We start from the raw sequence: 12,890 nt of genomic DNA, 5'->3' as shown, positions 1-12,890 counted from the left end.
CGTCAGCTCGGCAGGCGGGCGCGCAGGCGAGCCTGAATGGGGAGCGCGATGCCCTTGAACTGCATCCAGATGGCGCGGCCGTCTTCCTGGGTGCTGAGCTCCTCGATCTTGTCGACGCCGGCCTGGCTGCCCGCGACGGCGATGTGGTCGAGCGCGAGCAGCGCGGCGAAGCGCACCTCGAAGGTGGCGTGGCCGAGCTGCGCGGCGAGACCCGTCATGGCGTCGGCTTGGTTGTCCGGAGCCAGCAGGCCGATCATGTATGCCGCCTTCTCGGCCACCTTGGCGTTCGCGTCGCCGAGCTTGCCCACGTAGCAGGACACGTTCGTGTCGCACTCTTCGGCCAGCGTCAGGTACGCGCCGACGTACTCGTTGTAGCGCTGGGCGTTGTCGGCGTCGGCAGCGATGACGGCGCGCAGCTCGGTGGCCTGGGCGCGGTTGGCGAGCTTGCCGAGGCTGGCGATGGCCGTCTCGCGCAGGGCAGGATGCGACTCGGCGTCACGCGCCGCCGTCAGGAAGAGCGGCAGATAACCGGCGTCGAAGGTGTTGGCCATGGTGGCCAAGAGCTGGGCGCGCATCTCCACCTGGTTGGCGCTGAAGCTGGCGTAGAGGGCGGTGATCACGGTGCGCACCTGCGTGTGCTGGGCCTCGCTGAGCGAGAGGCGCGTGAGCGCGATGCAGCCGTTCAGCTTGCGGTCCACCTCTTCGGCGCGCGTCTCGGCGAGCAGCGGCTCGAAGGCGTCCGCGAAGCCGAGCATGCCCAGCGTGGTGGTGGCCTCGGGGCCCACGACCTGAGCGCGGTTGATGGTGAGGCCCGGCTGGCGCGTGCGCACTGCCGCGATGAGCGCGTCGGCCGCCGTGTTGGCCGCCGCGTGGCTGCCCGCGAGCACCTGCAGCATGGGCTGGAGCGCCGGGCGTCCGATGCGCACCAGGGCCTCGGCTGCCACGTCGTTCATGCGCATGCCGGGGTTGTTGGGGGCGAACTGGAACAGTGCACCGATCATGGGCTCGACCGCCTCCGGGTCACCGATCTCACCGAGCTCGCGCGCGGCCAGGCGGTTGATGAGGAAGTGCTGGTTCTCGGACTGGTTCTGCATGATGCGAACCAGCACCGGCGTGACCGAGTTGTGGCGCAGGGTGCCGAGCGCACGCACGAACTCGATGCGCATCTGGTTGTCCACCTCGCGCACGCCGGTGATGGCGTCGAACGCGGTGCCGAGCGCGGTGGCCACGCCGGCCTTCTCGCCGTCGGGGATGGTCATGGAGCCGATGGCCTGCGCCGCGCGCACCGCGTGGAGCTCGGTGACGCCGGTGCGCCACTCGAGGGCCTTCTTGATGGCCGGCAGACCGCGCGGGTCCTGGAGCTCCTTGAGCAGGTCCAGGATGGCCTGGCCGTTGCTGCGGTCTTCGAGGAAGTTGAGGTAGGTGTCGTTCAGCGCCGGGACGATGACGTCGGCGACGGCCACCACCTCGGGTGCCGCGCGGTTGCCCGACGCGTCCGCGAGCGCGGTGGTGTAGATGCGATGGAGGTTGTGGATGGCGTTCTGGCGACGAACGGGATCCGCGAGCTCCTCGGCCTGGCCCTCGGGGTCGTTCTCGTCGGCGTGACAGCCGAACAGCGGCGCAGCGAGAGCCGCCAACATCGTCAGGATCAGAATACGGGTAGGAATCGCGCGCAGCATGATGCGGACCTCCAGCCCCACGCAACACGTGGGGGGCAATGACAAAAGCTCCTTAGAATTCAGGAACTTAGATTGTTCGGGGCGACTATACATGCGCGACGGCGCAGGCGTCAACGACATTTGCCGCTGGATTTCCAGGCGATTTCCACGGAGCACCCGAGCGGCGCCCCTGCGCAGCCTCAGGGCTCGAGGTCCCAGCGCAGGTCGACGCGACCGCGAGCCCCCGTGAAGCGCAGGATGATGTGGTCGGCCCCCTCTGGAATCGCAGCGGTTCCGTCCTCGCGGGTGGCCGGGAACGCCAGCCGGAAGACCTCGCGGTAGGTGGTGACCGACGGGAAGTAGACCTGCTGCGCGGCGGTCGGACGCCGCACCCGCTCGAGATCGATGGGCTCGCTCTGAGAGCCATCGGGGGCGATCAGCAGCACGCGCCAGGCGCTCCCGCGGCCGGCGAGGTTCGACTCGCGGAACTGGTCGCCGGCGAGCGTGACGAAGAACCGATGGTGCGTCCCCGCGTCGTCGAGGGTGGCGCGCAGCATCTCGTCACGGGCGGCCGGCACCAGGCTGTGGTCGTCGGCGTAGCGCACCACGTAGGCCCAGCGGAACTCCCAGGACTCGAACGTGGCCGTGACGCGCAGCACGTCGGTCATCCGGCCCCAGGCGAAGTCCTCTTCCGACCGGGTCCAGCGTTCGTAGACGTCCTCGTAGTCGTTGGGGGTGTAGTCGCGCGGGCCCGTGGTGAGGGAGACCACGGCCGGGCTGGCACAGCCCAAGCAGAAGAGCAGCGCCCAGAGACCGAAGCGCTTCGTGCGCAGCGCCGTGGCTCGGGGCATGCGGGTCATCGGGCGGGCGCTTCCGGGGTCATGAAGTCGGTGCGAGAATACAACGAAACGTACGGAAGCTGAGCCTCGGCCATGGCCGCAGCGCCTCCCTCGAGGCGGTCGACCACCGAGACGACGCCTGCCACCGTGAGGCCTGCCTCGCGGATCTGAGCCACCGCTCGCAGCGTGGAACCTCCCGTGGTGACCGTGTCCTCCAGCACCACCACGCGCGCCCCCTGCGGCAGGTGAGCGGCGCCCTCCAGCAAGCGCTGGGTGCCGTGCCCCTTTTGCGTCTTGCGGACGTACACCGCGTCGAGCGGTCGGCCCTGGGTGAACGAGTGGAACGCCACGGCGCTGGCCAGCGAGCAGCCCCCGAGCTCCACCCCGGCCACGGCCGAGAGGCTGCCTGCGAGGCGGAGGGCGGCGTCCATGAGCGCGGCCCCCACCAGCACGTGACCTTCAGCGCGCAGGACGGTGGGCTTGCAGTCGATGAAGAAGTCGCTGGTCTTGCCAGAGCTGAGCGTGAACGTGCCGCGGCGAAAGCTGTGCTCGCGCAGCATCTCGAGGAGACGGTCGGTCATGAGTACTCCCACCCGCCTAGCGCCGCTCGGCGGCGACCCGCGTGAGGCGGGGCATGGACAGGGGCGGCCGCGTGAACGACGCGGGCGGCGTGACGGCCGGCGCAGCACGTACCACCGGCGCAGGTGAGCGAACGGGCGCCGCCACGGGAGCGACCACCGCCGCAACGGGCACCGCAGCCACCACGGGCGCCGCAGCCACCACGGGCGCTGGCGCCGAGAGCGACATGGCCTCCGTCAACCCAGCGGGGCGAGCACGCCGCACGCGCGGCCCAGGGGCCACCTGCTTCACTGGCGACAGGCCAGCCTCGGCGCCGATCTGCACGCGGCCCTTCAGCTGCGCGCCATCGGCCACCTTGATGCGCGGCGCGCGCAAGTCGCCCACCACTTGGGCGCCGGCTTCCACCCGCACGCTCTCCTGGCCCACCGCGTCGCCCGCCAGCGCGCCGCGGATGACCACGCTCGCGGCGCGCACCTCGCCGCGCACGGCGCCGCCCTCTTCGATGATGAGCAGCCCGTCGATGGTGATGTCGCCGAGCACGCGGCCGAGGATGACCAGATCACCGCGGCCGGTGAGCTCGCCTTCCACGGTCACGCTGCCGGGGATGAGTGAAGGACGAGTCATCGTGCCTCCAAGAGACCTGCCGGCAGGTCGAAGTCCATGTCGATGGCGCCGTCCAGCAGCCCACCGTCATCGAGCGAGACGCGCGCAGCGCGAACGTCGCCCACCACGCGGCCGGTCTCTCCCACATGGACTGCGTCGGTGGCCCACACGTCGCCCACCACGCGTCCCAGCGCCGTGAGCGAGCCGACCGTCACGGCGCCCGTGAGCTGACCTCGCTCGGTGACCCGCACGTGTCCGCGCAGGTGGATGCTGCCTTCGACTCGCCCATCGATGTCCATGTCGGTTTCTCCGCTGACGCTGCCCTTGAGCGTCAGACCTTCACCGATATAAGCCTCTAGGGGTCGCTGGGTCACGTTTCTGGACTTTCAGGGGGGGACGGCCTCGCGAGATACCATCCGCCGGCGCGCTTGTCAGCCCCTCAGGGGGCCGGGCACGGGCTGGGGATGTCCTGGCCCTCCGCCACTCCACCGAAGTTGCCCACATAGGCGTCGAACGTCACGGCCACGCTGAGCGCGTCGCACGGCAGGCTGGGATCGGGGTCCTCCGGCGGGTCCTGCAGAACGTCGATCATGCCGTTCAGGATCGTGGTCAGCGTCCGGAAGAGCGAGGTGCCCTGACAGATGCCCACGTTCGCCGACTGGGCGACCATGTCGTTGAAGCCCCAGCGCCCAGCCACGACCACCTTGGGGGGCGTGTCGGACGGCTCGATGAACATCTCGTAGATGTTGCCCGTGGCGAGCAGGTCCGTGAGGGTGACCTCGACACCGATGTCGGTGCCCACCAGCTTGATGGGCGTCCGGTCGGGCAGCCGGGCCACCAGCACGCCGTTCGTGACGTAAGCCGTGGTGACCCGCACGTTGGGCAAACCTGGATCGCCTGCCACGAACGTGTCGTCGCGGCCCCAGAAGTAGTCCGTCCCGTCCCACGCGGGAAGGGGTGCAGGTGTGGTGCCATCCGGCAGAAACGCCTCGCTGCCCACGATGGTGATGTCCGGCGCTGCTCCGCCCGGCCCGGCGGTCGTCCCGAACACGGTCTGTGTGACCGTCACGGTGACCTGCGAGTCGTTGCGCGCGCCGTTCCAGTCATCGACCAGCAGCAGGACCGCGCCGATGCCCTGCTCCTGCGTGGCGATCAGGTCGGCGTCGATGCCGTCCACCCCCAACATCAGCACCGGGAAGAAGCTGTTTCCGAACGTGTTGTCGATGCCCTCGTTGCCATCGAGCTCGACGGCGAGGCCCTCTGCAGGCGTGCACTCGCTCGTGGGCGCGTCGGCGGTCGTGCACAGCCCGTCGAGGTTGAAGCCGATGTCGCGCCACGGAGCCTGGGCCGGGTCGCTGCTCGCGTCCCCGCGCTGGTCGATGAAGATGTCGCGGAGGATCACGACGTAGCGCTCGCTGCCGGGCTCGTCCGGCTGGGTCACGCGCGCCGGGGGCACCCTACCCTCACAACCTTCTCCCTCGGGGGGAACCAGCGAGGGGTCGAACACCGAACACCCCGCCGAGCCGCCGAGGCTCATCAGACCCAAGAGCGCGAGCGCATTCGAACCCGCGCGAGATGCCATCCGCCAATCCATGCGCCGCAGTATAACCAATTGGACAATAGTCAGGTGACGGAATGCCATGAGGCCGCGTTGGCCCGCTCCTTCGAGCGCGATGGCCTACCACTCATCCCCCCTAGGGCGTTGGTCGCGGCGAGTGCCGAGGCCCGCCGGCCCTGGTAACGTCCCGGTCCTGCCGGCGACCGAGCCGCAACGAGGACCCCGTGGACACCAAAGACCCCAACGCTGCGCTCATCTCGGGCATGGACGACCTGCTCCTGCCCTTCCACCAAGCGGAGAGCCCGCGCGCAGCGTTCCGGATCGGCACGGAGGCCGAGAAGTTCGGGGTGGATGGAGACCTCCGCCCGGTCAGCTTCGACGGCCCGAACGGTGTGCTGCGCGTGCTCGAGGCCTTGGCGGCTACCTACGACTGGACGCCCAAGCGCGAGGTCCCGGGGGCGCCGGCCATCGCCCTGGTGCGCGGCGAAGCCTCCATCACGCTCGAGCCCGCGGGTCAGCTCGAGCTGTCCGGCGCCCCGCTGTTCGACATCCACGCCACGCGCGCCGAGATGGACGCGCACATCGCGGAATTGGAGACCGTCTCGAAGCCGCTGGGGCTCACCTGGCTGGGCGTCGGCTTCCACCCGTTCGCCACGGTGGACGAGCTGCCGCGCGTGCCGAAGCTGCGCTACCCCGTCATGGAGCAGTACCTGCCCACGCGCGGCGCCCGCGGGCTCGACATGATGAAGCGCACCTGCACGGTGCAGGCGAACATGGACTTCGAGTCGGAGGCCGACGCCATGCGCAAGCTGCGCGTCTCGCTGCGCCTCCAGCCCATCATCACCGCCATGTTCTCGAACAGTCCGTGGCACGAGGGGCAGCACCGCGGGCGCTTGGGTGAGCGCGCCGATGTGTGGCTGCACATGGACCCCGAGCGCACGGGGCTGCTGCCGTTCGCCTGGACGGAAGGCGCAACCTACCAGGACTACGTCACCTGGGCCCTCCAAGCGCCCATGTTCCTGGTCCTGCGGGAGGGGCGCGTGGTGCACAACACGGGGCAGCGCTTCGCCGAGTTCCTCGCGGACGGCTATGAGGGCACGCGAGCCACGCTTCTCGACTGGGAGACCCACCTGAACACGCTCTTCCCGGAGGTGCGGCTCAAGCGCACGCTGGAGTGGCGCGGCGCGGACAGTCAGCGGCGCGACCTGGTGTGCGCCCTGCCCGCGCTCGCCCGCGGTGTGCTGTACGACGACGTGGCCCTCGACCGGGCCGAGGCGCTGGCCTCGCAGCTGTCCTACGACGACGTGGTGGCGCACCGTGTGGACATCACCCAGCACGGCCTGAGAGCGCGGCTGGGGGGACGTGCCGTGGGCGAGTGGGCCGACGAGCTACTGACCATCGCGGAAGATGGCCTCGACCGACTGAACGTGCGCGACAGCTACGGCCGCACCGAGCGCCTGCACCTCACCCCGCTGCGCGCCCTGGTGGACGCGGGCGCCTGCCCCGCCGACTTCCTGTTGAGCGCCCTCCCCGAGGACCGGCCCGACCCGCGGGCCGTGGTGAAGCTGACGCGGTGTGATGAGAGCATCCGCCTTAGGCTGGGAGCCTGGGCACAACCGGGCCGCACCCCCGGCGGGAGGGGGGCGGGGGTGGGCCCCGCGCGGGGTGGGTCCGTGGGCGCGGGCGGGGGGGGGGGGGGGGGGGGGGGGGGGGGGGGGGGGGGGGGGGGGGGGGGGGGGGGGGGGGGGGGGGGGGGGGGGGGGGGGGGGGGGGGGGGGGGGGGGGGGGGGGGGGGGTGGGGGGGGGGGGGGGGGGGGGGGGGGGGGGGGGGGGGGGGGGGGGGGGGGGGGGGGGGGGGGGGGGGGGGGGGGGGTGGGGGGGGGGGGGGGGGGGGGGGGGGGGGGGGGGGGGGGGGGGGGGGGGGGGGGGGGGGGGGGGGGGGGGGGGGGGGGGGGGGGGGGGGGGGGGGGGGGGGGGGGGGGGGGGGGGGGGGGGGGGGGGGGGGGGGGGGGGGGGGGGGGGGGGGGGGGGGGGGGGGGGGGGGGGGGGGGGGGGGGGGGGGGGGGGGGGGGGGGGGGGGGGGGGGGGGGGGGGGGGGGGGGGGGGGGGGGGGGGGGGGGGGGGTGGGAGCCGTGGGCTCCCCTTCAATCCACCCGCACGCGCGCCCAGGCCCGCTTGCCCGCCTTGATCACGTAGGTGCCGCCGCTCTTAAGGCTGGCCTTCAGGTCGGACACCTTCTCTCCGTCCACCTGCACGGCGCCTTGCTCGATGCGCCGCCGACCGTCGCTGGTGCTCGGGCTCAGGCCGGCCAGCGTCATCACGCGCGGGAGCCACAGCCCGCCGTCTTCGCCGGTGAGCGTGAACTCCGGCATGTCGTCCGGGACCTCGCCCTGTGAGAACTGCGCCTGCCAGCGCGCCTCGGCCTCGCGGGCCACGGCCGCGCTGTGGAAGCGCGCCACGATCTCGCCCGCCAGCTGCAGCTTGGCCACCTTGGGGTTGAGGGCGCCGCTGTCGCAGCCCTCGCGCAGATGCTTCAGCTCCCCCGACGGGCGCTCGGACAGCAGCTCGTAGTAGCGCCACATGAGCGGGTCGCTGATGCTCATGAGCTTGCCGAACTGCTGGTCCGCCGGCTCGGCCACGCCCACGTAGTTGTCCAGAGACTTGCTCATCTTGTCGCCCACGATCTTGCCGTCCTCGAAGCGCGCGTTGAGCCCCTCCAGGATGGGCGTGGTCATGACCACCTGCGGGCGCTTACCGAACTCCTTCATCAAGTCGCGGCCGACCATGAGGTTGAACAGCTGATCCGTGCCGCCCAGCTCCACGTCGCACTCGAGGTGCACCGAGTCGAAGCCCTGGGCCAGCGGGTAGAGCAGCTCGTGGATGGAGATGCTCTCGTGCTCCTGGTAGCGCCGCTTGAAGTCGTCGCGCTCCATCATGCGCGCCAGCGTGTACTTGCCGGCCAGGCGGATGACGTCGTCGAAGCGCATGCTCGAGAGCCACTCGCTGTTGAACACCACGCGCGTCTTCTCGGTGTCCAGGATGCGGAAGGCCTGCTGCGCGTAGCTCTCCGCCCCGAGCTTGATCTCCTCCGCGCTGGGCACCGAGCGCGTGGCGCTCTTGCCCGTGGGGTCACCGATCTGGGCGGTGAAGTCGCCCACGATGAACACCACCTCGTGTCCCAGCGCCTGGAACTGCCGCATCTTGTTCATGAGCACCACGTGCCCCAGATGCAGATCCGGACGCGTGGGGTCGAAACCCGCCTTGATGCGCAGCGGGCGCCCCTCGGCAAGGCGCTTCGCGAGGTCGGCCTCGACGTGCAGGTCCACGACGCCGCGCTTGAGCTCGGTCAGCTGTTCGGCAGGGCTGAGGGTGTTCGTATCCGACATGGCTCCCGACCGTGACGCAATCGCAGCGCGCGTCAACCTTCAGCAGCGCCGCGCGAGCGGGCCCGCGGACGGGCTCAATCGTCGTCGTCGTCGTCGTCGTCGGCTGAGGCGCGCGGGTTGGTGTTGGTGCGCGGCTGGTTGACCAGCTCCTTCAGCTCCTTGCCCACCTTGAAGAAGGGCAAGCGCTTGGCGGCCACGTGAACGGGCTTGCCGGTGCGCGGGTTGCGCCCGCTGTAGGGCGGGTACTCACGCACGCTGAAGCTGCCGAAGCCACGAATCTCGATGCCCTCACTCTGCTCCATGGCCTGCGTCATGGAGTCGAACACGCAGTTCACCACCTGCTCTGCGCGGCTCTTCGTGATCTTGGTTCGCTGCGCGACAGCGTCGATGAGTTCGGACTTGGTCATCGTCATGCACCCGGCCGCGCACCTTCGAAGTGCGCGGAACCACGGCGAGAATAAGAAAGGTCGATGGTCCGGTCAACACGCTTGAACGGACCCGATCGTGTCACTCCTCGTTGGTCTCGGCGCGCAGCTCTTCGGCCAGCTGCTCGCGCGCCGCCTCGGACGCCACGCCCTCGGTGTCTCGGGCACGCAACAAGAGCCCGCGCTCCGGCAGATCACGCATGGCCCGCGCGGCCAGCTGGCGGGTGGGGGCGTCCTCGCTCTGCACGGCGTTCCACAGCTGCCCGCGGATGTAGGCGCGGCTGGCGCCGCCGGGCCCGCTCCAACCGTTGCGCATCACGTCCAGCACCTTGTTCCAGGCGTAGCTGTAGCTCTCGGCCGAGCCCGAGAGGCCGGCGCGCAGCTGGGCTGCCGTGCGCAGGCGCCGCCACAAGGCCCCTTGGGCCATGTCCTCGGTGATCAGGCTGAACCAGCCGCGCTCCTCGCTGAGCACGGCCTCTTGGAGGATCTGCGCCAGCTCGCGGTTCTCCACCAGCTTCTCCATGAGGTGAGTGACCGCCGCGGGCCCGCCGCCCAGCGCGATGGCCATGGCCGCGCCGCGCTCGCTCTCGCGGTTGTCCAGCATGGCGATGAGGGCCGCGTCGGACTCGGGGTTGGCGGCATAGCCCACGGCCAGCGAGGCCGCGCGGCGGATCTCGTACGAGACCTCCTGGTTGCCCGCCAGCTCCAGCATGCGCGCGTTGAGCGCCGGCCGGGAACGCTGCCAGAGGGCCGCCGCGTAGTTCTTGCGTGACGGGAGCGAGAGCGAGGCGTCCAGGATCTTGGTGAAGATCGCCGCCATCTGCTCGTCCGTGGCCACCATGCCGATGTTGGCGGCGGCGATCTCACGGAGCTCGTAGTCGTCTTGTCCGTCCTCCACGATGACGATCATGTCGTCCACGATCTCGGAGCGACCGTAGGCGCCGAGGCCCATGAGCGCCGAGCGCCGAGCGTCCAGCACGCTCTGCGTGGCCAGCGAGCGGTCGCTCGGGCCGGTGGTGCCCATGTTCAGGTTGCCGGGCCGCCGCGAGAGGCGACGCAGCTGCACGAAGCCCGGCGTGTAGTCGAGGTCGGCCAGGGCCAGGGCCGCGGCGCCCGCGTCGGTCTCCTCCAGCTGCTCGATCAAGAAAGAACCGAAGGACGCGTCACCAGAGCGACCCATGGCGCGCAGGATGTCGGCGCGGCGGGCCGGGCGGTGCTCCAGCAGCTCGCGGAGCGGGGCCGCGACCTCGGCCGAGGCCACGTAGCGCAGGGCGCCGAACGCGTCGTCGGCGCGACCCACGCCCGTGCGGGCGACGGCCACCAGCACGCCAGCCGCGCGCGGGTCTTCGAGCTCGGCCAGGCCGAAGGCGGCCTCGGTGCGGATCTCTTCGTCGGCGTGCGCGAGGAAGCCCGCCAGGTTGTCGGCCACGCGCGGGTCGTGCGTGCGCGCCATCATCTTCACGAGGTCCAGCAACAGGTCGCGGTCACTGGCTTCGCGGGCGAGCACCGCCAGCTGGGTGCCGGACGCGCTCTGGCGCAGCGACTCGAGCACGCTGGCGCGCAGGTCGCGGTGCGCGTTGAGCACGTTGAAGAGCGGGCGAGCCGCGCGCGCGTCCCCGGTGCGGCCGAGGCCTGCCGTGACGGCACGGATGACTTCGGGCGAGCGTGAGCCCTCGGTGGAGTCGCGCGTGGGCGCCGGGCGCTCCAGCTCGGCCGACAGCATGCGCGTCAGCGGCTCGACCACCTCCGTGCCACGGCCCTCGGCCAGCGCGTGGGCCGTGAGGACGCGCACGCTCTCGCTGTCGTGGCGGATCAGCGCGTCGGTGCCCAGGCGCTCGGTGCCCAGCACCGCCACGACCACGTCGGGCGAGAAGTCATCGAGCGCCTGGAGGCGGCCCGACATGAACATCTCGAGCACGGCGTCGGCGGCGCGCTCTTCGCGCAGCAGCGCCAGCGTCCACACCACCTGCGCGCGGTCGCGCTCGTCGGTGTCGGCCAGCACGTCGAACAGCGGCCCCTTCGCGCTCTCGGCGGCGGGCAAGCCGATCTGCGCCAGCGCGCGCGCCGCTGCACGGCGGACCACGCCGCCGTTGTGCAGCTCACCGATGATGGCGGGCACGGCTTCGGCATCTCGGAAGTGACCGAGGTTCGCGAGCACGCGCTCCTTCACGTCGTCGTAGGGCGCCTCGGGCAAGTAGGCGCGCAGCGCGGCGAGCATGGCCTCGCGGTCCTCCATGCGGCCGATCTCCTCGAGGCGCTCGAAGCGGTCCTCGTGGTGCTGGCGGCTGACGAACGCCCACCCGCCGATGGCGATGAGCGCAACGACCATGGCGCCCACGATCATCCGCCCCGACTTGGTCGTGCGCGTGCCGATCTTCTCGATGGAGCGATCATCTTCTTCGCCCAGCGTCATGCCTCCGCCGAGCGGCGAACCACCGAGCGGCGAGGGCGAGCGCTGCACCGCCAGCAGCGGGTTGGGCGGCGGCTCCCCCGGGAGCGCGGGCGCAGCGAGCGCAGCCGCACCGAACGGATCGAGCGACGAGTCCACTTCGTCCGGCGCAGGCGGCACGGGCGGAAGACTGTCCAGCATCTCGAGGCCGAGCTCCTCGACGTCATCGGATTCGGGGAGGGGAGGAGGCACTGGCGGGATGTCTTGGCTCATGGCGGCGCAACGATACCGGTCCGTGATGCGCGCATCAACCATCACCACATACCAAACGAAAACCCCCGCATCGATTGCTCGAGGCGGGGGTTCACATTTCTAGTCGGCGACTCGGCGCGGGGCCGAGTCGCCCGGGGCAAACTCAGAAGCCCGAGGAGACGGTGACGGAGCCCGACGTGTAGTCGATGAAGAACCACCAGCCGTTGCCGAGCGTCGGGTGAGGCGCACGACCCGGCGCCACGCCGTCATCGAAGCCATCGCGTTGCGTCCCGAAGCCGCCACCACCACAGGCGTTCCCCTGGTTCACGCCATCCGGCAGGACGTTGTCCCGCAGGTTGACCGTGATGTTGACCGGGTCCGTGACGTTCACGTTGATGTTGGAGTCCGCCAGGCGCAGGAAGCCGGTCAGGACACCGTTGGTGATGCCCGTCGCCGGCTCACCCGTGAAGGTGCCCGAGAACGCGGCGTCGGAGAGCGGGATGGCGACGTTCTGGCCCTGAAGCACGAGCTCCAAGGTGAAGGTGCGACCGTTTCCGCCGGCGACGCTGTTGGTGGAGATGAAGCACCCGCTCGCGCCCGAGACCGAGGTGTTCACGACCGATGTGGTGTCCGTGGGCCGGAGCCACGTCTGCGGATCGACCTGCGCATCGCCGAGGGTGCAGTTTCCGGTGCGCCGAACTTTGAGTTGAAGCTCAGGTTCGTGCCGGAGGTCGGCACACAGTTCGTCGATGCCGTGCGGTTGGCCTCCGACCGCGTTCGACGCCCGTCGCCAGGTTCGTCTGAACCAGGTTGTCGAAGTCGAAGACGTAGCTGAAGTCGAGGAAGGCATCCGGGTCGACGCCATCGGTGGTCACCAGGGTGGTGAACGTCGGGTTCAGCGCGGGGATCTGACCACCGACGACCGGGATCGTCAGAGGGTCATTGGTGATGTCGCCACAGAGGCGGACGATTCCGAGGGCGCGGATGTCGAGGTGCATGTGCGGATCCTCGATGCGTGCCGTGTTCAGGCGGAAGAGACGCGGGTTCACCGTCTGGCACGTGCCGTTGGAGCAGGTTCCGCCCGTGCAGGGGAGCCCGTTCATGACGGGCGTGGAGTTGCAGCCCGTGCCCGAGCTCGAGGAGCAGATGTCGGCCGTGCACTCGTTCGAGTCGTTGCACGTGCCGTTGTTGGGAGCGAAGC

Annotated in this window: 11 protein-coding genes and 1 pseudogene; 1 reads left to right on the top strand and 11 read right to left on the bottom strand. The window is 70.8% G+C overall.

The annotated features are described in order from the left end of the window. Nucleotides 1-2: 2 nt before the first annotated feature. The 6 genes from IPI43_29100 to IPI43_29075 form a co-directional block, all read right to left on the bottom strand. Nucleotides 3-1,679, bottom strand: coding sequence for a HEAT repeat domain-containing protein (locus tag IPI43_29100; GenBank protein MBK7778125.1), 1,677 nt, complete (start codon nt 1,677-1,679; stop codon nt 3-5). Between the two features lie 179 nt (nt 1,680-1,858). Then, the gene (locus tag IPI43_29095) at nt 1,859-2,518 is read right to left on the bottom strand and encodes a hypothetical protein (protein ID MBK7778124.1); all 660 of its coding nucleotides are present in this window, start codon (nt 2,516-2,518) and stop codon (nt 1,859-1,861) included. Next, nucleotides 2,515-3,078: an orotate phosphoribosyltransferase gene (gene pyrE, locus IPI43_29090; protein MBK7778123.1), complete on the bottom strand. Its 564-nt coding sequence runs from the start codon at nt 3,076-3,078 to the stop codon at nt 2,515-2,517. The genes IPI43_29095 and pyrE overlap by 4 nt, the downstream gene beginning before the upstream one ends. A 16-nt stretch (nt 3,079-3,094) precedes the next feature. Continuing rightward, nucleotides 3,095-3,700, bottom strand: coding sequence for a polymer-forming cytoskeletal protein (locus IPI43_29085; GenBank protein MBK7778122.1), 606 nt, complete (start codon nt 3,698-3,700; stop codon nt 3,095-3,097). Next, the gene (locus IPI43_29080; GenBank protein ID MBK7778121.1) at nt 3,697-4,053 is read right to left on the bottom strand and encodes a polymer-forming cytoskeletal protein; all 357 of its coding nucleotides are present in this window, start codon (nt 4,051-4,053) and stop codon (nt 3,697-3,699) included. The genes IPI43_29085 and IPI43_29080 overlap by 4 nt, the downstream gene beginning before the upstream one ends. 65 nt (nt 4,054-4,118) lie before the next feature. Beyond that, nucleotides 4,119-5,261 (bottom strand): hypothetical protein, encoded by a 1,143-nt coding sequence (locus IPI43_29075; protein ID MBK7778120.1) that lies wholly within the window; start codon nt 5,259-5,261, stop codon nt 4,119-4,121. A 239-nt stretch (nt 5,262-5,500) separates the two neighbouring features. On the opposite strand from IPI43_29075, the pseudogene IPI43_29070 reads away from it, so the two are divergent. After that, nucleotides 5,501-6,793 (top strand): annotated as a pseudogene (locus IPI43_29070) (glutamate--cysteine ligase). Between the two features lie 588 nt (nt 6,794-7,381). On the opposite strand, the gene IPI43_29065 reads toward IPI43_29070, so the two are convergent. The 5 genes from IPI43_29065 to IPI43_29045 form a co-directional block, all read right to left on the bottom strand. After that, nucleotides 7,382-8,623 (bottom strand): tyrosine--tRNA ligase, encoded by a 1,242-nt coding sequence (locus IPI43_29065; GenBank protein ID MBK7778119.1) that lies wholly within the window; start codon nt 8,621-8,623, stop codon nt 7,382-7,384. A gap of 74 nt (nt 8,624-8,697) precedes the next feature. Continuing rightward, complete coding sequence (locus IPI43_29060) at nt 8,698-9,030, bottom strand: integration host factor subunit beta (GenBank protein ID MBK7778118.1); 333 nt, start codon at nt 9,028-9,030, stop codon at nt 8,698-8,700. Nucleotides 9,031-9,130: 100 nt separating this feature from the next. After that, a complete protein-coding gene (locus IPI43_29055) occupies nt 9,131-11,710 on the bottom strand; it encodes a HEAT repeat domain-containing protein (protein MBK7778117.1) in 2,580 nt (859 codons plus the stop codon). A 142-nt stretch (nt 11,711-11,852) separates the two neighbouring features. After that, nucleotides 11,853-12,305, bottom strand: a complete 453-nt coding sequence (locus IPI43_29050) for a hypothetical protein (GenBank protein ID MBK7778116.1) — start codon at nt 12,303-12,305, stop codon at nt 11,853-11,855. A gap of 97 nt (nt 12,306-12,402) precedes the next feature. Beyond that, a partial coding sequence (locus IPI43_29045) for a hypothetical protein (GenBank protein ID MBK7778115.1) occupies nt 12,403-12,890 on the bottom strand: 488 nt, incomplete at its 5' end.

This window comes from Sandaracinaceae bacterium (assembly GCA_016706685.1).
Lineage (GTDB): Bacteria > Myxococcota_A > Polyangia > Polyangiales > Houyiibacteriaceae > JADJJE01.
Note: the sequence above shows the minus strand (reverse complement) of the source record. Positions and strands in the feature narration are given on the sequence as shown.